This is a genomic window from Pseudarthrobacter sp. PvP004, assembly GCF_017876035.1.
GTDB classification, from domain to species: Bacteria; Actinomycetota; Actinomycetes; order Actinomycetales; family Micrococcaceae; genus Arthrobacter; species Arthrobacter aurescens_A.
The window spans coordinates 2,359,934-2,380,536 of the sequence record NZ_JAGINL010000001.1 but is presented as its reverse complement, the minus strand read 5'-3'; the positions used below and the strand labels follow the sequence as shown (position 1 = coordinate 2,380,536).

Below are 20,603 nucleotides of genomic sequence, written 5' to 3'. Positions count from 1 at the left end.
TCATGACCCTGCCAACAACAACCACAGCCCCAGGCAGCACGGCAGTAGACTCCAGAACCTTCGGTGCCGTCCTCGTTGCCAACCGTGGTGAGATCGCCTGCCGCGTCATCCGGACACTAAAGGAGATGGGAATCCGCTCCATCGCCGTGTACTCGGACGCGGACAAAGACGCCAAGCACGTGACCCTCGCCGATACCGCCGTCGCCATAGGTGGCACGGCACCCGCGGAAAGCTACTTGAAGATCGACGCCATCATCGACGCGTGCCGTAGGAGCGGGGCGGAGGCAGTCCACCCGGGCTATGGCTTCCTGTCCGAGAACGTGGAGTTCGCCAAAGCGCTGGACGCTGCGGGCATCACGTTCATCGGACCCGGCATCGGTGCCATCGAGGTCATGGGCGACAAGATCCGGTCCAAGAACCACGTGATGGCCTACGACGTTCCGTGCGTCCCCGGCATCGCCAAGCCCGGACTCTCCGATCAGGAGTTGATCGAGGCGGCGCCGGGGGTCGGTTTCCCCTTGCTGATCAAGCCCTCTGCAGGTGGCGGCGGCAAAGGCATGCACGTGGTGGAACGGCCCGAGGACATGGCCTCCACGCTCGCAACGGCAAGGCGCGTGGCAGCGTCCGCTTTCGGTGACGACACCCTTTTCCTGGAAAGGCTCATCCGCGCACCCCGTCACATCGAGGTCCAGGTCCTGGCCGACAACCACGGCAACGTCATCCACCTCGGCGAGCGCGAGTGCTCCCTCCAACGCCGTCACCAGAAGGTCATTGAGGAAGCCCCGTCTGCCCTGTTCGAATCATTGCCGGACGGTGCGGAGGAACGGGCCCGTATCGGCGAGGCGGCCTGCAACGCAGCGCGTTCTGTCAATTACAGCGGCGCGGGAACCGTAGAGTTCCTGGTGTCCGATGAGCACCCCGACGAGTTCTTCTTCATGGAGATGAACACCCGGCTGCAGGTGGAGCATCCCGTCACGGAGATGGTCACGGGCATCGACCTCGTGGAATGGCAGGTGAGGATCGCCGCCGGTGAAGTGCTCACCGTGGCGCAGTCCGACGTCGTACTTAATGGCCACGCTGCGGAGGCGCGGGTCTATGCTGAGGTGCCGGAGCGGAACTTCATGCCGTCGATGGGTCGCATTGTGGCGCTCGCCGAGCAGGGCGCAGCGGATGAAACCGTCTCCGGTCAGCAACGCGCCCACGCCAACGTGCGCATTGACTCCGCAATGCGGGACACCCTGGAAATCACGGGCGACTACGACCCCATGCTCGCCAAGATCATCGCGTGGGGCGAGGACAGGGCAGCGGCGCTGGATACCCTCGACGCTGCCCTTGGCCGCTACACGCTGCTGGGCGTGGACACGAATGTGGAGTACCTGCGCCTGCTGATCAACGATCCCGACGTCCGGGCCGGGCGCCTCGACACCGGGCTGATTGAGCGCAGGCTGCCGTCCATGGAGTTCCGGCATGCTGGTTCCAGGGAACTGATCGCCGCCGCTCTCACACTGTGGCTGGAGCGCACCGGCCCGGCGCTCGCCGGTGACGCGTGGAAGACTCCCGATGCCTGGCGCGTCGGCGCCCGCGGCGCGTGGACAGCCACGCTTGGTGTTCCGGGCGGTGAAATCGCAACGGTGTCCATCACCGAGACGGTATCCAACACCGAACAGCGCGGCACCGTATCGGCAATGGTCAACGGCGGGGACCCGGTCAGCGTTCGGGTGGCGGACCGCAGCGACAACAGCGTCGCTTTGGAGTTCGACGGCGGCTTGGTCACCTTCGCGGTTGGGATGGCGCCGGGTGTGACGGCCGGTGTCCGCGAGCTGTACGTGGGCAACGATGGCTGGTCCTGCCGGCTCGAGGTCCTGGACCGGGCAGAGCGCCTACGGCGGATGCTCGCCGGCATCCAGCGCGAAGAAGGCGTGGCCGATCCGGAGGTGCGCTCACCCATGCCCGGGACGGTGGTGTCCGTGTCCGTGGCCGACGGAGATTCCGTGGAGGAAGGCCAAGCCCTCCTTGCCGTCGAAGCGATGAAGATGGAGCACCAACTGGTGGCCTCCGTTGCTGGAACCGTCCACCTCACCAGCAAACCCGGCGATTTGGTCAAAGCCGACCAGGTGCTCGCCACCATTCACGTAGCTGACGCCGCAGACGACACGGCCACCACAGACAAGAACACAGACAAGGAAGTCCAGTCATGAGCACGTTTGACCTGAATGAGGAGTACCAGGACCTCAGCGACTCCGTCCGCGAGTTTGCCGACGAAGTTGTGGCACCGGTCTCCGCCAAGCACGATGAAGAGCATAGCTTCCCCTACGAGGTTGTGAAGCAGATGGGGGAGATGGGCCTGTTTGGCCTGCCGTTCCCCGAAGAGTTTGGCGGGATGGGCGGAGACTACTTCGCCCTTGCCTTGGCCTTGGAGCAGCTGGGACGCGTGGACCAGTCGGTGGCCATCACCCTCGAAGCCGGAGTGTCCCTGGGCGCCATGCCGGTGTTCCGCTTCGGCACGGAGGAACAGAAGCAAGAGTGGCTGCCACAGTTGGCGTCCGGACGTTCTTTGGCTGGGTTTGGCTTGACTGAGCGCGAAGCCGGTTCGGATGCCGGCGGTACCAAGACCAACGCCCACGTGGAAAACGACGAATGGGTGATCAACGGCAATAAGGAGTTCATTACCAACTCCGGTACGGACATCACCACACTGGTCACCGTCACGGCAGTAACGGGCAAAAAGGAGAATGCCGACGGCAGCACCAAGAAGGAAATCTCCACCATCCTTGTCCCCACGGACACGCCCGGGTTCACTGCAGAAAAGCCGTACAACAAGGTGGGATGGAACGCTTCCGACACCCACCCGCTCACCCTGGACAATGTCCGGGTTCCTGAAGCGAACCTGCTGGGTGAGCGCGGCCGCGGCTACGCGAACTTCCTTTCCATCCTGGACGAGGGCCGCATCGCGATCGCTGCGCTGGCCACGGGCGCGGCTCAAGGTTGCGTGGACTTGTCGGTGAAGTATGCCAAGGAACGCAGCGCGTTCGGGCAGAACATCGGCAAGTACCAGGCCATCCAGTTCAAGATCGCTCGCATGCAGGCAAGGGCCCACACTGCCCGCCTTGCCTACTACGACGCCGCCTCCAGGATGCTGGCGGGCAAGCCGTTCAAGACTGAAGCGGCCATCGCTAAGATGGTCGCAGGCGAGGCAGCCATGGACAACGCGCGGGACGCCACCCAGGTGTTCGGCGGCTATGGCTTCATCAACGAATTCACGGTGGCACGCCATTACCGCGATTCCAAGATCCTTGAAATCGGGGAGGGCACCACCGAAGTCCAGTTGATGCTCATCGCCCGCGAGCTGGGTCTGTAACCGTACGTGGGTCGGCAGTGGCAGGGAAGGATCAAGGATGATTGACAAGGTTGTTGCCAGCGCCGCGGAAGCGGTGAAGGACATCCCGGACGGAGCCTCGCTAGCGGTGGGAGGTTTCGGCTTATGCGGTATCCCCGTCTCCCTGATCGAAGCCCTGCACAGCCAAGGCACCGCCGATCTTGAGACGGTCAGCAACAACTGCGGGGTGGACGACTGGGGCCTTGGCATTCTCCTTAAGGATGGTCGAATCAGACGGACCATCAGTTCGTACGTGGGCGAGAACAAGGAATTTGCCCGGCAGTACCTGGCGGGGGAGTTGGAAGTAGTCCTCACTCCACAGGGCACCCTGGCCGAGAAGCTCCGCGCCGGTGGCGCCGGCATTCCTGCGTTCTACACCAAGGCGGGTGTGGGAACCCAGGTGTCCGAAGGTGGCCTCCCGCAGAAGTACGACGCCGAAGGGAACGTTGCGCTGGCCTCGTCGCCGAAGGAGGTACGGACCTTCAATGACGCGGACTATGTGCTGGAAGAGTCCCTGACACCTGATTTCGGTTTGGTCCATGCCTGGAAGGGTGACCGGCACGGCAACCTCGTTTTCCACGCGACAGCCATGAACTTCAACCCCCTCTGTGCCATGGCGGCAAGGACCACCATCGCCGAAGTGGAGGAGTTGGTGGAACCCGGCGAGCTGGACCCGGAGCATATCCATACGCCGGGGATTTTCGTCCAACGGGTGGTGGTGGCAGCGTCTAGCGAGAAGCGGATAGAAAAGCGCACGGTAGCGCTGGCACCCAGTAGCGGACCAGGCCAGTCCGGACCAGGCCAGTCCGGAACAGCCCAATCCGGAACAGACCAGGCAGGAGCGGCACGATGACGGACAACACGTACCAGGACATCCCGCCCCGTCCCGAAGCCGTCCGGCACGAATACCGTCGCGCCGACGTCGAACATCACGAGGCCAAAGGCTGGACCCGCAACGAACTGGCCGCCCGCGTGGCCAAGGAACTCACCAACGGGCAATACGTGAACCTGGGAATCGGGATGCCCACTCTGATCCCCAACTACATTCCGGACGGCGTGGAGGTCATTCTTCACTCTGAGAACGGGATTCTGGGAGTGGGCCCGTACCCGGCTGAGGACAAGGTGGATCCGGACCTGATCAACGCCGGAAAGGAAACCGTGACCACGAATGCGGGTGCTGCGTTCTTCGACTCGGCGTCGTCCTTCGGCATGATCCGCGGCGGACATGTGGACGTCGCTGTGTTGGGTGCCATGGAGGTGGCCGCGAACGGTGACCTGGCCAACTGGATGATTCCAGGCAAGATGGTCAAGGGCATGGGTGGTGCCATGGACCTGGTGTTCGGCGCCAAGAAGGTCATTGTCATGATGGAACACATGGACCGCAGCGGCAGGCCGAAAATCGTCCAGGACTGCACGCTCCCGCTCACAGGAAAGGGGTGTGTGGACCGCATCATCACTGACCTGGCAGTCATCGACGTCGTTAAGGACGAAGGTGACCCACGCTTGGTCCTCCGCGAGTTGGCGCCCAACGTCACGCTTGAGGACGTCCTGGCCGCTACAGGGGCCGAGCTGTTCGAGGAAGACCAGGAGCTCACTGTATGACGCGGGTGGTGGAGCAGCGTGGGCTGTATTTCGATGAACTTGAAGAGGGCGTGATCTATGCCCACAAACCCGGACGCACCGTCACGGAGACGGACAATGTCCTCTTCACCACCATGACCATGAACACGCAAGCGCTGCATCTGGACGCGGCATGGAGTTCCGGTCAGCCGTTCGGGCAGCGGCTCATGAACTCCATGTTTACTCTGTCCACCATGGTGGGGCAGTCGGTGACCCAGCTGACCCAGGGAACCATCATTGCGCAGCTCGGACTGACGGATGTCACTTTTCCGCACCCGCTGTATCACGGCGATACCCTGTACACGGAAACGGTGATCACGGGAAAGCGGCTGTCCTCGTCCCGCCCCGGGCAAGGAGTGGCCACCATGCAGCACACTGGCCGTAATCAAGACGGGACAGTGGTTGCCTTGGCCACCCGGACCTGCCTGATGTGGACCAAAGAAGCGCACGCCGCCCAGTCATAGTTTTCCGTTCGTGTCAGCACTTCAGCAGCAAGGAATTCGCATGCCCTCCACCGACTCGTCCACCACGGCGGTTCTTCCGTTTACCATGGGTCCGGCCCTCTTGTTCTGCCCTGCAGACCGGCCGGAGCGCTTCGGGAAGGCATCTGAGCGTTCCGATGCCGTCATCCTGGATCTCGAGGACGCCGTGGCTCCGGCGGACAAGAAGGGGGCCCGCGAAGCGATTCTTGAACAGGCAGGTTCCGCAGGGCAAGGTACAGGCGGTCTTGAGCCAAGCCGCACCATTGTTCGGGTGAATCCCGTGGGGACGCAGGAGTTCGAGCTCGATCTTGAGGCTCTGGCCAGGACGCCCTACCGCACCGTCATGTTGGCAAAGGCGGAGAGTGCGGAGCAGCTCAGGTCTTTAGAGGATTATCAGGTCATCGCGCTTTGTGAAACCGCGGCAGGCATCGTCAATGCTGCTTCGATCGCCGCCGAGCCGAACGTCGTGGGTCTGATGTGGGGTGCCGAGGACCTGCTGGCTTCCCTGGGTGGCCTCTCCAGCAGGAACGACGACGGCGGGTACCGGGCTGTCGCGCTGCACTCACGGTCCGCCGTGCTGCTTGCCGCGAAGGCCGCCGGCAAGGAAGCCATCGATTCCGTGTACGTGAATATCCCGGACCTTGAGGGTTTGTCCGCCGAGTCCCGGGATGCCGTTTCCAGTGGCTTCGGAGCGAAAGCCTGCATCCACCCGAACCAGGTGGCCGTGGTCCGGGAGGCCTACGCGCCCACCGACGAAGCCGTAGCCCAAGCCACGGAACTTCTTGAAGCGGCGGCTGCGGCAGGCACAGGTGTGTTCCAGTTCAAGGGGAAGATGATCGACGGCCCCATCCTTAAGCACGCGGAAGCGACGCTCCGCCGTGCAAGGCACTAACGACGAATCCGGCCTTTGTTTGTCCCACACACCGTAGAACGGCGAGGTGGGCAAACAGGGGCCGGATTCGTTAGGGTGGCCAGAGCGCTAGGCGCGTACCGGCGTCGAGACTTCCGTCAGTTCCACCAGTTCAACCCCAGCGGGCCGCGAGGCCGTGCTCCTGATGGCGACCGCTTGGCCGCTCTTGGCTGATTCCAGCACAGATTCCATGATGTCCAAAGCGTGGAAAGCGAGCCGGCCGCCGGCGCGTGGTTCCTGTCCGGGCGGAGTTGCTGCGAGGTCGGCGATGCCGAAGCCACGTCCGGAGTCCACATACCCGGCGGAGACGGGCAGCGTTTCCCAGTCCTCGGCGCCGAGTGCAAAGAGCTGCACGTCGCCGTCGAAGTGGTTGGGATCCGGCACGATGAGTGACCCCTTTTCACCGTGGATCTCGATGTTGGGGCTCTTGGTTTTCACGGCGTCAAAGCTCATGAAGAGGGTGGACAAGGCGCCGGACTCATGGACCAGAACCCCGGTGACGTGCGAGTCGATGTCCACCGGGACCACCTGTCCCTCACGCGGGCCCGAACCAATGGTGCGTTGGCTGCGCGTGTGGCTGGCAGCACCCACCACTGACACCACAGGACCGAGAAGTGTGACCAGCGCCGAGACGTAGTACGGACCCATGTCCAGTAACGGTCCACCTCCGGGCTGGTAGTAGAAGTCCGGGTTTGGGTGCCAACGCTCATGCCCCGGCGTCGCCATGGTTGCAGTGGCGGAGACGGGGGCGCCGATCAGACCGTCGTCGATCGCTTTACGGGCAGTCTGGATGCCAGTACCCAGCACGGTGTCCGGTGCGCAACCAACCACAACCCCCGCTGCTGCGGCGGCCGCAAGTACCTCCCGGGCCTCAGCCGTTGTAGCAGCCAACGGCTTTTCACCGTAGACCGACTTGCCGGCGGCGATTGCTTTGAGCGCGATGTCCGCGTGGGCCGCAGGGATGGTCAAGTTCAGGACGAGGTCCACATCGTCCGCTGCCAGGAGTTCGTCCACGGACAGCGCCCGGACACCATCGTAGGAGTCGGCCACGGCCTGCGCCCGCGCCGGGTCAAGGTCCGCTACGGCCACCAGGTTGATGGGATCCAGCCGGCGGAAGTTGCTCAGGTACTGGGCAATGATGGCGCCGCACCCGATGACTCCGACGTTTAGCGGCTTGGCAGGGGTTATCGAGACGCCCACAGCATGCCCCTTTCAATGATGGTACGGACGTTGTTGTCCTGGAGGATTTCCACGCGGTGGCCCGGGGTGCAGACGAAAATTCTGCCCGTGCCCCATTGACGGGTCCAGATGGCGGGCGAGGTGACCTCACGGTTCCACGGGTCCCACTCGCGGACTTTCTGGGTGGTGGTGGCCAGCACATCGATGTAGTCGTCGGACAGGACCCAGTACTGCTCCGTGACGAGGTCGAAGTCGCCGATTCCCTGGGTGATGGGGTGTTCGGATGCAGCGGGCAACATGTTGACGGTGTAGGGAACGTAATTGTCTGATTGCTCCCCGACCCGCTCGTCGGCATGCTTGCCGGGGTGGCAGGCGAACTGGCCGCCGATCAGGTGAAGGTAGTCCGAGTTGTTGCGGTAGGAGTCGGCGATGCCACCGTGCCATCCCGCCAGGCCGGTGCCGTTTTCGACGGCGGTGCGTAGGCCCTCGAACTCATCCTTCTCGATGGTGGTCATGGTCATGCATTGCACGATCAGGTCCACTCCGGCCATGTAGTCGGGATCGGCGTAGATCTTGGGCGATTCCTCCACCCGGACGTCGTAGCCGTTGTCCTTCAGATAGGGAATGAACAGCTCCGTGGCTTCCACCGGCTGGTGTCCGTCCCAACCGCCGCGAACCACCAGCGCTGTCTTGTTGTTGCTTGTCATGGTTTCCTTCGTATCGGGCGTATTCATATCAGTCAGATGTTCTGCCAGCGGCTGGCATTGTCTGCGCTGGCCTCCACCGCGGCCAGGACCTTCTGCACCTGCAACGCGTCAGCGAACGACGGCGAGGGCTGCTCGCCTGCGCCGATGGCTGTCACAAGGTCCACCACCTGATGAGTAAAACCGTGCTCATAACCGAGACCATGCCCGGTGGGCCACCAGTTGGCGGCGTAGGGGTGGGAGGGTTCGGTGACCATGATCTTTCGGAAGCCTGCATCGGGTTCCATGGCAGAATCGTAGAACTGCAGCGAGTTCATGTCCTCGAAGTCGAAAGCGATGGACCCCTTGGTGCCGTTGAGTTCCAGGCGCATGGCGTTCTTGCGTCCCAAGGCAAAACGGGTGGCTTCGAAAATGCCAATGGGGCCGGAAGCGCCAGTGGCGCGTGAGCCGGCGTCAGCGCCGCCGTCGTGCTTGGCCTCAAAACGGGCGGTGAACAGCGCGGCGTCGTCCACGGTCACCGGGCCGCGCGGCCCGTCAGCGCCGCCGTGGCCGCCCAGACCCACGAAGTCACCGCCTACCGGGCGCTCCTTCACGAACGTCTCCAGCAGAGCGGAGACCCCGGTGATGTTGAGCCCGGTGATCCATTGCGCGGCATCGATGCTGTGCGCGCCGATGTCGCCGAGCGAGCCGGACCCGGATTTGGACTTGTCCAGCCGCCAGGTCAGCGGAGCCTCGGCGTCACTGAGCCAGTCCTGAAGGTACTGGGCACGGACGTGTCGGATCTCGCCCAAGCGGCCGTCGTCCACCATCCTCTTGGCCAGCGCCAAGGCAGGGGTGCGTCGGTAACTGAAGCCGCACATGGAGAGCACACCGCGTTCAGCTGCGGCCTTGGCCACCAGCGTCATCTTCTCGGCTTCCTCCACGGAGTTGGCCAACGGTTTTTCGCAAAGGACGTGCTTACCGGCTTCCAGCGCTGCGATAGCTATCTCCGCGTGGGTGTTGCCCGGAGTGCAGATGTCGATGAGGTCGATGTCGTCGCGCTCAATGAGGCGGCGCCAGTCGGTCTCGATGGAGGCCCAACCGTATTTACCGGCTGCTGCCCGTACACTTTCCTCGTTCCTGCCCGCCATTGCGGTGAGTTCAGGTGCCAGCGGAAGGTCGAAAAAGCGCGGTGCCGTGCGCCATGCGTGCGAGTGGGCGGCGCCCATGAAGGCATAGCCCACCATGCCCACGCGTAAGGGTTGTGGTGTGGTCATCAGTAAATCCTTTCTACTTGCTGAAACCTGCGGTGAGGCCACTGAGCAACTGCCGGCGGGCCACCACGTAAATCACCAGCAGCGGCAGCGTTGCCAGCACCACCGAGGCGAGCACCGCCGGGATGTTGACACTGAACTCGCCCTGGAAGGTCCACAGTGACAACGGGAGAACCCTGGTGTCCGGGCTTTGCGTGAGGATCAGCGGGAACAGGAAACCGTTCCACACATGCAGTGCGTTGTAGATGCCAACCGTAATGACAGCAGGCTTGGTCATGGGCAACGCCAGGCGCCACATCATGGCCCAATCGGAACAACCGTCCAGCCGCATCGATTCAAACAATTCGTTGGGAACATCGCGCATGAAGTTGGACAGGATGAGCACCGAGACCGGGATCGCGAACGCAATGGAGGGCAGGATCAGAGCCAACAAGGTGTCGTACATGTGGGCCTTGGTGATCATCCAGTAGATCGGAATGATGGTTGCGTGCAGTGGGATGGCCAGGCCCAGGAGGAAGACGTTGTTGGTCCAACTGAGGAACCTTCCCTTGCCCCGGACGATGGCGTAGGCCGCCATGAAAGCGACGAAGAGTGCCGGAATCACGCTGCCTACTGTGACAATGAGGCTGTTGGTGAAGTACTTGGCGAAGTCGTTTTCCAGGACCAGCTTGTAGTTGTCCAGGGTTGGCTCTGCCGGTGGCAGCATCGGGTTGGATGTGAAGAACCCTGCCTGGTTCTTCAAGCTGGTGATGACCACGTAGTAGACGGGCACGATGATGATCGCCAACCAGAGCCAGCCGCCCAGGCCGCCCAGGAAGTTGGGCCGCGAACGGCCAAGCCGTTGAGGCCGACGGCGGGTGGTCGCCTTTTCGGGGATTGTTGCCGGGGCCGTGGGGAGTTGGGTGGTGGAAGCCATTACGCACCTTCCAGTTGGCTGGCGTTGCGGTTCTTGCCGCCGAGTCGTTGCAGGAACAGTGCCAGGGCCAGGCCGATGACAACGAGGATCACACCCAAGGCGCTCGCCGCTCCCATGTCGTTGGCTTTGAAGCCGGTCAGGTACATGTGCAGGGGCAGGAGCCTGGTGGAGTAGCCCGGTCCGCCGGCGGTCAGTACGAAGACCAGGTCGAAGTACGCCAGGGAACCCACCACCATGAGGGTGGAGGAAGTGATCATGGTGTACTTCAGCTGCGGCAGGGTGATGTTGAAGAACTGCTGGACACGGCCGGCACCGTCAATTTGCGCAGCCTCGTACAGCGAGGCAGGAATCTGTCGCACGCCGCCTTGGTAGATCAGTGTGTGGAACGGCACGAACTGCCAAGCAATCACGAATACCACCACAAACAGCACCAGGTCCGAGTTGCCCAGCCAGTCCTGCGCGAGGATCGGCAGGCCCAGGCCGGGGCCGAGCCCGAAGTTTGGGTCCAGCAGCGCCTTGAAGGCGATGGCCACAGCGGCGGAGGAGAGGAGCAGGGGCACGAAGTACAGGACGGCCAGTGCCGCGCGGTACTTCTGGCTGGCCGCGGTGAAGACACCGAGCAACAGGCTGATGGGTGCTTGGACAATGAACGAGAAGAACATGATCTTGGCCGTCACCAACAAGGCGTTGCCCGTGACGGGATCGGCTAGGACCGTGTTCCAGCTGGACAGGCCGTCGAGTTTGATCTCACCGAGGCCGTCCCAGCGGGTGAAGCTGAGGAACAGCACTCCCAGGAGCGGGAGGATGGCGAAGAGCATGAAGAACGCGAGGGCCGGGACGGCCAGCCACCCTGACGGACCCTTTTCCAGGGTCCGTCGGGTGCCTGGGGCACGTTCTGCGCCCACTGCCCGTTGAGGCGTGGTGGTAGTTGCGGACACCGTATTACTTCCCGATCGTCGCGTTCATGGTGGAGGCGAACTGCTCAGGAGTAATCTTCTTCAGGAAGATCTGGTCGAGGTTGGCCAGCATGGCATCTCCTTGCGCGGGGCTGAGCGCCTGGTCCCAGGAAAGTGTGAAGTCCGGGGCATCCTTGGCCATGTCATAGACGTAGCTCAGGAAGTCCTTGTCAGGGGAGGCAGCGAGCTTGTCTTCAATGCCGGTGACCACTGGTACGGCTCCTGAATCGATCAGGCTTTGGACGTTCTCATCGTTGAACATTCCGTCTTTGACGTACTCCAGGGCGGTCTTCTTCTGGTCCTCGGTGGCCTTGGAAGATACAGACCAGAAGTTGGACGGGTTGCCCACAACGTTCGCCGGGTCACCCTTGCCGCCTTCGACAGTGGGGAAGGGTGTGTATCCGAGCTTTCCGCTGGAGACGAAGTCGGCCGCGTCCTTCTTCATGCCTTGGTAGATCCAGCTGCCCTGGAGGATCATGGCGGCCTTGCCTGTGTACAGCAGGGCTTGGTCCGCGTTGCTATCAGCGGCAATGGAGGAGAAGCCGTTGATGAAGCCGCCGGCGTCCACCAGTTCCTGAATCTTGGTCAGGGCCTCGATCACTGCGGGGTCGGACCATGCGTTCGGCTTGTTGGCTGCAATATTGGCGAAGACTTCAGGGCCGCCGATACGGTCCACAAGGTATTCAAGCCACATCAGGTCCGGCCACTTGGACTGGCCGCCCAGGGAGAAAGGTGCCACGCCGGCTGCCTTGAACTTGGGCACCAGCGCCATGAGCTCGTCCCAGGTCTTGGGCGGTTCCGCACCGATCTTCTCGAAGACTTCTTTGTTGAAGTAGAGCACTACAGGCTGCACCTTGTTGTTTGGCAGTGCATAGGTCTTGCCGTCGATCACGCCGCTCTCAAGAATGGAGGGAAGGTAGCGGCTCTGGACGTCGGGGTTCTCCTTGAGGAATCCCGTCAGATCATCCACCTGGCCGGCATCGACGTAGGACTTGAGCACCCCGCCGCCCCAGCCGTAGACGAGTGTGGGTCCTTGGCCGGCGCCGACGGCGGTACGCACCTTGGTCTTGTAGGCGTCGTTGGCAAAGAAGTCGAGCTTGATGGCGGAGTCGGGGTGTGACTTGTTCCAGGAGTCAACGGATGCTTGGAACACAGGCTGGTCGCCGCCGGTGAGTCCCCACATGGTTGCCGAATCCGCCGAGGCTCCTGTTCCAGCCGGGCCCGAGGACCCGCAGGCTACGAGTGCGATCGACAATGCGGCTGCAGAAACGGCCATTCCGGCGGTGCGCAACTTGAGATTATTCATGTGCAGTTTCCATTCGTCCTTCGGGCTCGACGCTGATTGCCCGGTTGTGCGTTTAAAAAGCCACACTCCGCGGTGAGGCGATCGACTGCGATCATCCACATCCATTGACATTTCGAAATATTTCGAACATCCTTTCGGAAGTGCCCACCAAATTTAGCCGTGACACGCATCACCGTCAAGGCCTTTTTGTGGCCACATATAGAGGAGTGGCTCGGGTCGTTGACGGATTTCATCTTGATCGGGGACACTGTACTCATCCGAAATATTTCGAAAGCAGGAGAGTTGTGGAACCAGATCCTCGCCCGTCCAAACTCACCTTGGCCGCGGTGGCAGCCGAAGTAGGAGTCTCTGCGCCCACCGTTTCCAAGGTGGTCAACGGCCGTGAGGACGTGGCAGAAGCCACCCGCGCCAGGGTTCTGGCAGCACTACAGCGCACCGGCTACAAGTCGCCGCTCCAACGCAAAAGCATCCCCGAGCATCGTGCCGTGGAAGTGGTCTTCGATTCGTTGAATTCGGCTTATGGAGTGGAGGTCCTCAATGGCGTGATGGAACACGCGGCAGTGTCGGACATGGAGGTAATCCTTTCCATCACCGGGCGCCAGGCCGGTTCGCCGCTTGGACCTGAGGAACGGGCACAGCGCCTGCTCGACGAGGGCCGTGCCGGCATGATCGTGGTGACGTCGGCCTTCGGCTCCGCGCAGTTGGAGGCGTTCAAACGCCGCCAAATCCCCATCGTGGTGGTGGATCCGCTGAATCCGCCACCCGCCGATGTCTTCAGTGTTGGCGCCAGCAACTGGGCCGGAGGCAAGGCCGCGGCATCACACCTGCTGGAGTTGGGGCATCGAAGAATCGCCTACATTGGTGGCCCCTCCACGGCGGAGTGCAGCCAAGCCCGCCTGCACGGCTATATGGCCGCCTTGATGGCAGAGGGCGTGAGCGTGGACCACGAGTACGTTTCCGATGGCCCCTTCAAGCCGGAGAACGGAGTACGCGCCATGAAAGCCCTGCTGGCGCTCGACAATCCGCCCACGGCGATCTTTGCCGGCAGCGACAGCATTGCGTTGGGGGTCCTCGCTGAAGCTCGGCGCCAGGATGTTCGTATTCCCGAGGAAATGAGCTTGGTCGGTTTTGACGGCACACACCAGGCCGAGGAATCCGTGCCGCCCCTCACGTCCGTGTCGCAGCCTCTGCAAGAGATGGGACGCTCTGCCCTGAGCTTCATCCTTCGCCAGAAAAACGGCGAGGAAATCGACTCGCGAAGGGTTGAGCTGGCCACGCACCTCGTCGTCCGCGAGTCCACCGCACCTCCGCGGGTGTCCACCGCTAGGGGAGTCGCCGCCGTCGAGGGCTGAGTGACACCGGTGGGATGGCGTCATACAGCAGCACCCGCACCCACCGTTCGCCCGTCTCGCGGAACTCCGCCCGGCTGGCGAAACGGTACAGGTAGCTGCGCGCCCGCACCCAACGTGGGCGTTCGCCGTCGAACGGGTCAACGCGCAGCAGTCCAAGAGTGCGTCTGTCGGCCTCCAACAACCTGTCCAGAAATATGTAAAACCAATCTTCGTGGACGGTCCTCAGCGGCAGGAACCACATCAGCCAATCCAAGCGCAGATGGTAGGGCGCCCATTGGCGGGGGAGTCGTCGCACGTCGCCGGGCTTGCCCTTAAAGCCGTACTCCAGCCACCGCTCATCCGGGGCGTCCGGCGCATCATCCAGTGTGCCCTCCACCACGATTTCAATGCGCTGCTTGGTCACCGTCCCAAAAGCTCCATAGGCGTTGACCAGGCGCCACCGGTTGAAACTGGCGTTCATCAACTGCCGGCTGGAGAAGAGGTTGAGGAGCGGCTGGTAGCTGAACACCAGCAACAGAACGGTCACAAGCACGACGACGGCGAGCCACCACACCGGGGTTTCAGTGCTTTGGTGCCACTCCAGCGGGATGAACGGAAAGACCGCATGGGCCACGGGGTCGCTGACGGCGGCGAAAGCCAGGACAATTGCCACCCAGTTCAACCACGCAAAGTTCCCGGTACCCACCAACCACAATTGCGTCGCGATGATGATTCCGGCGGCGATGCTGGCCAGCGGCTGAGGGGCGAAGAGGAAGAACGGCACCACGAGTTGCGCGAAATGGTTGCCCACCACTTCTACCTTGTGCAGCGGACGCGGCAGGAGATGCGCTTGTCGGCTCAGCGGGCCAGGCATCGGCTGTGTCTCGTGGTGGTAGAACATCGCCGTCATATCCCGCCACTCGCGACCACCCCGGATCTTTATCATGCCGGCACCGAACTCAAGCCTGAACACCAGCCACACAATAAGGATGAGGATGGTTGTGGGCGGCGGAGACTGGTTTGAGCCCAGGAACGCCACCGTGAAACCGGCCTCGAGGAGAAGGATCTCCCAGCCGAAACCATAGAACGTCTGGCCGACGTTGACGATGGACATGTAGAGGAACCACAGGGTAAGGAACGCCAGCATGGGAAGCCACGGAGGACCCGTTTGGGGGAGGCCCATGACCAACAGAACGGACACGCCGATACCCGTCCAGCACACGGCCTTGAGCAGCGCATCGGAGTAGCGCCACCGAAACAGAGTAGGCCGGGCCAGCCGACGGGCCATGTCCAGGAAAGCCGGCACCGGCAACAGCCCGCGCTCGCCGAGAAGTGCCGGGAACTGGTTCAGCGTGGAAAGGAAGGCAACGGCGTAGAGCACGGCTGTGCCGCGCTGCAATACCTGCCGGGCGAACTCATAGTCCCGCGCATCAAACCAGGACAGCCACTCCACGATTCCACGGTACGCGCGGGCCGGTGGTGGTCAAGCGGTGTCGGTTTTCCACATACGCACCAGTCCGTTCGCGGCCCCCTGTAGTGACTGGGATACTTAAGCAATGCAGCCGCGCAAGATCGTCATCCTCGGGTCCACCGGTTCCATCGGCACACAAGCGATTGATGTCGTCGACGCCGCCCCACACCGTTTTGAGGTGGTTGCGCTCAGCGCGGGCGGAGGAAACCTTGCACTCATCGCGCAACAGGCCGTTCACACGAGGGCGCAAGCCGTGGGTATCGCCCAAGGAGATCAGGGAGCCCTGCGGCAATTGATCGCGGCCGCTGCCGCTGCAGCAGGCGTGCGAAACTTCGCTCCGGAGATTTTTGTTGGGCCGGACGCCTCCACCCGGATCGCCGCCATTGAGTGCGACGTCGTCCTCAACGGCATCACCGGTTCCATCGGATTGGCGCCCACCTTGGCCGCGCTCGGTACGGGAGCCACGCTGGCACTGGCCAACAAGGAGTCGCTGATAGTCGGCGGCGCCCTGGTCAAAGCTGCTGCGAGCCCCGGCCAGATCGTCCCCGTTGATTCTGAGCACTCCGCCATTGCCCAGTGCTTGCGTTCAGGAACGGACCAGGAAGTCGAAAAGCTGATCCTGACGGCATCCGGCGGGCCCTTCCGCGGACGCTCACGGGAACAGCTCCACGACGTCACGCCGCAGGAGGCGCTGGCTCACCCCACCTGGGACATGGGCCTCATGGTCACCACAAACTCGGCCAGCCTGGTCAACAAGGGCCTCGAAGTGATTGAGGCACACCTGCTGTTCGACGTTCCCCTGGATAGGATCGACGTCGTGGTTCATCCGCAGTCCGTGGTCCATTCCATGGTCCAGTTCGTGGACGGATCCATCATTGCCCAGGCGTCACCCCCGGACATGCGGTTGCCGATCGCGCTCGGGCTGGGTTGGCCGGACCGCGTCCCTCGCGCTGCACAGGCATGCGACTGGACGCAAGCCACCAGCTGGACCTTCGAACCCTTGGATACTGTGGCGTTCCCGGCCGTGGACCTCGCCAAGGACGCCGCGAAGCAGGGCAGCACGTTCCCGGCAGTGTTCAACGCCGCCAATGAGGAAGCCGTAGAGGCCTTCCATGCCGGGCGCATCCGCTTCACCCAGATTGTGGATACGGTTGAGTCCGTCCTCAGCGAACATTCAGGCTCCTCTGAGCTAACAGTGGAGTCCGTGCTTGATGCTGAGAAGTGGGCACGCGCCCGTACCCTTGATCGTTTAGCCACCAGCGCCCTGTAGCTCACAACCCTTATGGAAGCAGTCCCACCGGCATGAGTCCCGTCCTTCTCTTCATTCTCGGAGTCGTCTTCGTCGCCATCGGCGTAGCTGTTTCCATTGCGCTTCACGAGGTAGGCCACTTGGTCCCTGCCAAACTGTTCAAAGTGCGCGTCACCAAGTACATGATCGGCTTTGGACCTACCCTGTGGTCCAAGAAGAAGGGCGAAACCGAGTACGGCTTCAAAGCGCTTCCCTTGGGCGGCTACGTCTCCATGATCGGCATGTACCCGCCGAACAAGGAAGACGGCGCCGTCCGCCCCTCCAGCACAGGCATGTTCCAGACCCTGGCCACTGAAGCGCGCTCCATGGCACACGAGGAAGTGGGGCCAGGAGACGAGAACCGCGTCTTCTACAAGCTTCCCGTCTGGAAAAAGATCATCGTCATGCTTGGCGGTCCCGCCATGAACATGCTGATCGGGTTGATACTGCTGGCTGTCCTGCTCATGGGCTTCGGCATGGCCACAGCAACCACCACCATCGCTGACGTTTCCAAATGCCAGGTCGCGGCAGGGGAGACAGTGGACCCCGACTCGGCCGACTGCAAACTGACTCCGGCCGCGGCCGCGGGGCTCCAACCGAACGACACCATTACGTCCTTCGACGGAAAAGCCGTCACCAGCTGGGACGAGCTCACCAGCTGGATCCGTGCGTCCGCGGGAAGAGACGTGCCCATCACGGTGGAACGCAACGGATCGACTGTAGAAACCACTGTGACGCCCGTACTCTCGTCGCGGCCAGTAGTCGGCGCCGACGGCAGGCCCGAACAGGATGCCGACGGAGTGCTGAAATACCAGGAAGTCGGATTCCTTGGGATCGGGGCCCAAAGCGAACTGGTGCCCCAGCCGGCGTCGGCAGTTTTGCCCATGGCCGGAGAGAACATCAAGCAGATTTCCGGTGTGATCTTCAACCTGCCGGCCAGGGTGGTCGGGGTGGCGAAAGCCGCCTTCAGCGAAGAACCCCGCGATCCCAACGGACCCATCAGCGTGGTGGGTGTTGGCCGGGTTGCCGGCGAAGTCGCGGCCATGGAACAGGTGCCCATGCAAGCCCGCATCGGTACCCTGATCGGGTTGCTCGCCGGACTCAACTTCGCCCTGGCCATCTTCAATCTCATCCCACTTCTGCCCCTTGACGGCGGCCATGTAGCCGGGGCGCTCTACGAAGGGGCACGACGCCGGGTGGCCAAGCTCCTGGGTAAACCGGACCCGGGCGCCTTCGACATCGCCAAGCTGCTGCCGGCCACGTACGTGGTCGCGGCGCTGCTCATGGCCATGGGCGCACTCCTGATCTATGCGGACATCGTGAAACCCGTCAACATTTTCGGCTGAGCTGCGAGCATTCTTGGCTGGGCTGTGAACATTTTTGCCTGAGCAGGCGGGATAGGCTAGCTCCATGACTGTTTTCGCTGTTGAGTATGTATACGTCGCCGATTCCGGTGCCCTCCGCGATGAAGCCCGCCCCGCACACCGTGCCTGGCTCGGCGATCTGGCCGATGAAGGCAAACTGCTTGCCAGTGGCCCCTACGGTGACGGCGCCGGCGCCCTGCTGATCTTCAAGTCCGCTGACGAAGCCGAACTCAATGACCTCCTCAAGCAGGATCCGTTTGCAGAAGCCGGAGTAATCGCCGGCATCCGCACCACGGAATGGGCGCCCATTATCGGTGTCCTGGCTGCCCACGCGTCCTAGCCCGGACGTTCCCCACCACAACGATCCACCCCAACCCAAGGAGTCCACGTGACCTCGGTCAGCCTGGGAATGCCAGCAGCCCCACCCCCCGTCCTTGCCCCGCGCCGTAAGACGCGGCAGATCAAGGTAGGGTCCGTTGGCGTCGGTTCTGACTCGCCCATCAGCGTGCAGTCCATGACCACCACCCCCACCACGGATATCAACGCCACGCTTCAGCAGATCGCTGAACTGACGGCGTCCGGCTGCGACATCGTGCGTGTTGCCTGCCCTTCCGCCGACGATGCCGAGGCATTGCCGATCATTGCCCGTAAGTCCCAGATTCCCGTCATCGCAGACATCCACTTTCAGCCAAAGTACGTCTTTGCGGCAATCGAGGCCGGCTGCGCTGCCGTCCGCGTAAACCCGGGCAACATCCGTAAGTTCGATGACCAGGTCAAAGAAATCGCTGCAGCGGCCCGCGACCATGGAACGTCCATTCGGATCGGCGTCAACGCAGGTTCCCTTGAACCGGGCATCATGAAGAAATACGGCAAGGCCACCCCGGAGGCACTGGTTGAGTCCGCCGTCTGGGAAGCCTCGCTGTTCGAAGAGCATGGGTTCCACGACTTCAAGATCTCCGTCAAGCACAACGATCCCGTGATCATGGTGGCCGCGTACGAGATGCTGGCCGAGAAGGGCGACTGGCCCCTGCACCTCGGCGTGACCGAGGCCGGACCAGCGTTCCAAGGCACCATCAAGTCGGCCACGGCTTTCGGTGCACTCCTGTCCCGCGGCATTGGCGACACCATCCGTGTTTCCCTCTCGGCCCCGCCGGTGGAGGAAATCAAGGTTGGCAACCAGATCCTGCAGTCCCTGAACCTGCGCCCTCGCAAGCTCGAAATCGTCTCCTGCCCGTCCTGTGGCCGCGCCCAAGTGGACGTGTACACGCTGGCCGAGCAGGTCACCGCAGGTTTGGAAGGCATGGAGATTCCGTTGCGCGTGGCCGTCATGGGTTGCGTCGTCAACGGACCCGGCGAGGCCCGCGAAGCGGACCTTGGTGTGGCCTCCGGAAACGGCAAGGGCCAGATTTTCGTGAAGGGCGAAGTCATCAAGACTGTGCCTGAGAGCGAAATTGTTGAGACACTGATCGAAGAGGCCATGCGCATCGCCGAAGAGATGGGGGAGGCCGATGGCGAAGATGCTGTCAAGGGTAGCCCCGTGGTTAGCGTCTCGTAACGAGAACGGCTTGGGTGTCAGGGTGCTCGGCGATGCCGACACCCTGACTCTTCGTGCCCTGGCCAGCGAAGACGTGGTTGCCAACGTCTTCATCCTCGCCCACCTGGAAAGCACCGGGACAGCGGCGCCTACCAGCGGGGGTGCCAGTATTTTCGGAGTTTTCGACGGCGAAACGCTCCTGGGCGCGTGCTGGGCGGGCGCCAACCTTGTCCCTGTGCAGCTCGATCCCGGCCTGGCCGGTTATGTGGCCACTGCGGCTCACGAAACAGGACGCCGCTACGCGTCCATTTTCGGGCCCGCGGAAACGGTGATGGCCCTCTATGCGCGATTCGAGCAACTGGGCCATGGTGCCCACGAAGTCCGGTCTCAACAACCGCTGCTCACCATCTCAGGGACGCCGGTCATCGGCGCCAACCCTGCCCTGACATTCGGCACCATGGCGGACTTCGATCGCATCCTGCCTGCCTGCGCCGCCATGTTCGAAGAAGAAGTGGGCTACTCGCCCTTCCTCGGAGGGCAGGAGTTCTACAGCAGACGCGTTGCCGGGCTCATCCGGGAGGGCCATTCGCTGGTCCACATCGATGCCAACGGCACGGTGGTCTTTAAAGCCGAGCTGGGGGCAGTCACCCGGGACGTCACGCAGGTCCAGGGCGTCTGGATGAACCCCGAGCTGCGTGGACGCGGCCAAAGCGGTGGCTACATGGCCGCCGTCGTGAATCTCTCACGGACCTTCGCCCCGGTGACGAGCCTCTACGTGAACGACTACAACGCCAAAGCCCGCGCCACCTATGAGCGGGTGGGCTTCGAACAAGTGGGCACCTTCGCAACCGTCCTGTTTTAGCCCTGCTTCCCGCTACTTGTAGTCTTGTCTCGGTTGGCGCACGCCACCAAT

19 protein-coding genes are annotated in these 20,603 nt (G+C 62.6%); 12 read left to right on the top strand and 7 right to left on the bottom strand.

All coding sequences use genetic code 11. The features are described from left to right. The first annotated feature begins 2 nt into the window (after positions 1–2). The 6 genes from J3A64_RS10745 to J3A64_RS10720 are packed head-to-tail and all read left to right on the top strand — an operon-like array spanning position 3 to position 6,370. Entirely contained in the window at positions 3–2,198 is a 2,196-nt protein-coding gene (locus tag J3A64_RS10745; protein ID WP_210064280.1) for a biotin carboxylase N-terminal domain-containing protein, read from the top strand. After that, positions 2,195–3,358 carry an acyl-CoA dehydrogenase family protein gene (locus J3A64_RS10740; RefSeq protein WP_210064279.1) on the top strand — a complete coding sequence of 388 codons (1,164 nt, stop codon included), beginning with the start codon at positions 2,195–2,197 and terminating at the stop codon, positions 3,356–3,358. The genes J3A64_RS10745 and J3A64_RS10740 overlap by 4 nt, the downstream gene beginning before the upstream one ends. Before the next feature lie 37 nt (positions 3,359–3,395). After that, positions 3,396–4,229, top strand: a complete 834-nt coding sequence (locus J3A64_RS10735) for a CoA transferase subunit A (RefSeq protein ID WP_210064278.1) — start codon at positions 3,396–3,398, stop codon at positions 4,227–4,229. Beyond that, a complete protein-coding gene (locus tag J3A64_RS10730; protein ID WP_011774244.1) occupies positions 4,226–4,978 on the top strand; it encodes a CoA transferase subunit B in 753 nt (250 codons plus the stop codon). The genes J3A64_RS10735 and J3A64_RS10730 overlap by 4 nt, the downstream gene beginning before the upstream one ends. Further along, the gene (locus tag J3A64_RS10725; RefSeq protein WP_011774245.1) at positions 4,975–5,460 is read left to right on the top strand and encodes a MaoC family dehydratase; all 486 of its coding nucleotides are present in this window, start codon (positions 4,975–4,977) and stop codon (positions 5,458–5,460) included. Before J3A64_RS10730 ends, J3A64_RS10725 begins: the two co-directional genes overlap by 4 nt. Positions 5,461–5,500: 40 nt before the next feature. After that, complete coding sequence (locus J3A64_RS10720) at positions 5,501–6,370, top strand: CoA ester lyase (protein WP_210064277.1); 870 nt, start codon at positions 5,501–5,503, stop codon at positions 6,368–6,370. A gap of 87 nt (positions 6,371–6,457) precedes the next feature. On the opposite strand, the gene J3A64_RS10715 is transcribed toward J3A64_RS10720, so the two are convergent. Genes J3A64_RS10715 through J3A64_RS10690 form a run of 6 tightly spaced genes read right to left on the bottom strand, consistent with a single transcriptional unit; the run spans position 6,458 to position 12,702 of the window. Beyond that, positions 6,458–7,588, bottom strand: coding sequence for a Gfo/Idh/MocA family protein (locus tag J3A64_RS10715; RefSeq protein WP_210064276.1), 1,131 nt, complete (start codon positions 7,586–7,588; stop codon positions 6,458–6,460). Next, positions 7,573–8,274 carry a ThuA domain-containing protein gene (locus tag J3A64_RS10710; RefSeq protein WP_210064275.1) on the bottom strand — a complete coding sequence of 234 codons (702 nt, stop codon included), beginning with the start codon at positions 8,272–8,274 and terminating at the stop codon, positions 7,573–7,575. The genes J3A64_RS10715 and J3A64_RS10710 overlap by 16 nt, the downstream gene beginning before the upstream one ends. 32 nt (positions 8,275–8,306) lie before the next feature. Beyond that, positions 8,307–9,527 carry a Gfo/Idh/MocA family protein gene (locus J3A64_RS10705; RefSeq protein ID WP_210064274.1) on the bottom strand — a complete coding sequence of 407 codons (1,221 nt, stop codon included), beginning with the start codon at positions 9,525–9,527 and terminating at the stop codon, positions 8,307–8,309. Between the two features lie 13 nt (positions 9,528–9,540). After that, positions 9,541–10,440: a carbohydrate ABC transporter permease gene (locus tag J3A64_RS10700; RefSeq protein ID WP_210064273.1), complete on the bottom strand. Its 900-nt coding sequence runs from the start codon at positions 10,438–10,440 to the stop codon at positions 9,541–9,543. Then, on the bottom strand, positions 10,440–11,378 hold the full coding sequence (locus tag J3A64_RS10695) for a carbohydrate ABC transporter permease (protein ID WP_014921257.1): 939 nt from the start codon (positions 11,376–11,378) through the stop codon (positions 10,440–10,442). The genes J3A64_RS10700 and J3A64_RS10695 overlap by 1 nt, the downstream gene beginning before the upstream one ends. 4 nt (positions 11,379–11,382) lie before the next feature. Beyond that, positions 11,383–12,702: an extracellular solute-binding protein gene (locus J3A64_RS10690; protein ID WP_014921258.1), complete on the bottom strand. Its 1,320-nt coding sequence runs from the start codon at positions 12,700–12,702 to the stop codon at positions 11,383–11,385. 284 nt (positions 12,703–12,986) lie between these two features. On the opposite strand from J3A64_RS10690, the gene J3A64_RS10685 reads away from it, so the two are divergent. Continuing rightward, entirely contained in the window at positions 12,987–14,054 is a 1,068-nt protein-coding gene (locus tag J3A64_RS10685) for a LacI family DNA-binding transcriptional regulator (protein WP_011774253.1), read from the top strand. On the opposite strand, the gene J3A64_RS10680 is transcribed toward J3A64_RS10685, so the two are convergent. Continuing rightward, the gene (locus J3A64_RS10680; RefSeq protein ID WP_210064272.1) at positions 14,026–15,486 is read right to left on the bottom strand and encodes a lipase maturation factor family protein; all 1,461 of its coding nucleotides are present in this window, start codon (positions 15,484–15,486) and stop codon (positions 14,026–14,028) included. The two genes, J3A64_RS10685 and J3A64_RS10680, sit on opposite strands and share 29 nt — an antisense overlap. A gap of 103 nt (positions 15,487–15,589) precedes the next feature. Here J3A64_RS10680 and dxr point away from each other — a divergent pair, with 103 nt between their 5' ends. The 5 genes from dxr (at position 15,590) to J3A64_RS10655 (ending at position 20,552) form a co-directional block, all read left to right on the top strand. Then, on the top strand, positions 15,590–16,774 hold the full coding sequence (dxr, locus tag J3A64_RS10675; RefSeq protein ID WP_011774255.1) for a 1-deoxy-D-xylulose-5-phosphate reductoisomerase: 1,185 nt from the start codon (positions 15,590–15,592) through the stop codon (positions 16,772–16,774). A gap of 32 nt (positions 16,775–16,806) precedes the next feature. Next, entirely contained in the window at positions 16,807–18,138 is a 1,332-nt protein-coding gene (locus J3A64_RS10670) for an RIP metalloprotease (RefSeq protein WP_011774256.1), read from the top strand. Between the two features lie 64 nt (positions 18,139–18,202). After that, positions 18,203–18,496 carry a YciI family protein gene (locus tag J3A64_RS10665; RefSeq protein ID WP_011774257.1) on the top strand — a complete coding sequence of 98 codons (294 nt, stop codon included), beginning with the start codon at positions 18,203–18,205 and terminating at the stop codon, positions 18,494–18,496. Positions 18,497–18,544: 48 nt separating this feature from the next. Then, positions 18,545–19,711 (top strand): flavodoxin-dependent (E)-4-hydroxy-3-methylbut-2-enyl-diphosphate synthase, encoded by a 1,167-nt coding sequence (gene ispG / locus J3A64_RS10660; RefSeq protein WP_011774258.1) that lies wholly within the window; start codon positions 18,545–18,547, stop codon positions 19,709–19,711. Next, the gene (locus tag J3A64_RS10655) at positions 19,674–20,552 is read left to right on the top strand and encodes a GNAT family N-acetyltransferase (protein ID WP_014921262.1); all 879 of its coding nucleotides are present in this window, start codon (positions 19,674–19,676) and stop codon (positions 20,550–20,552) included. Before ispG ends, J3A64_RS10655 begins: the two co-directional genes overlap by 38 nt. The last annotated feature ends 51 nt before the right edge of the window (positions 20,553–20,603 follow it).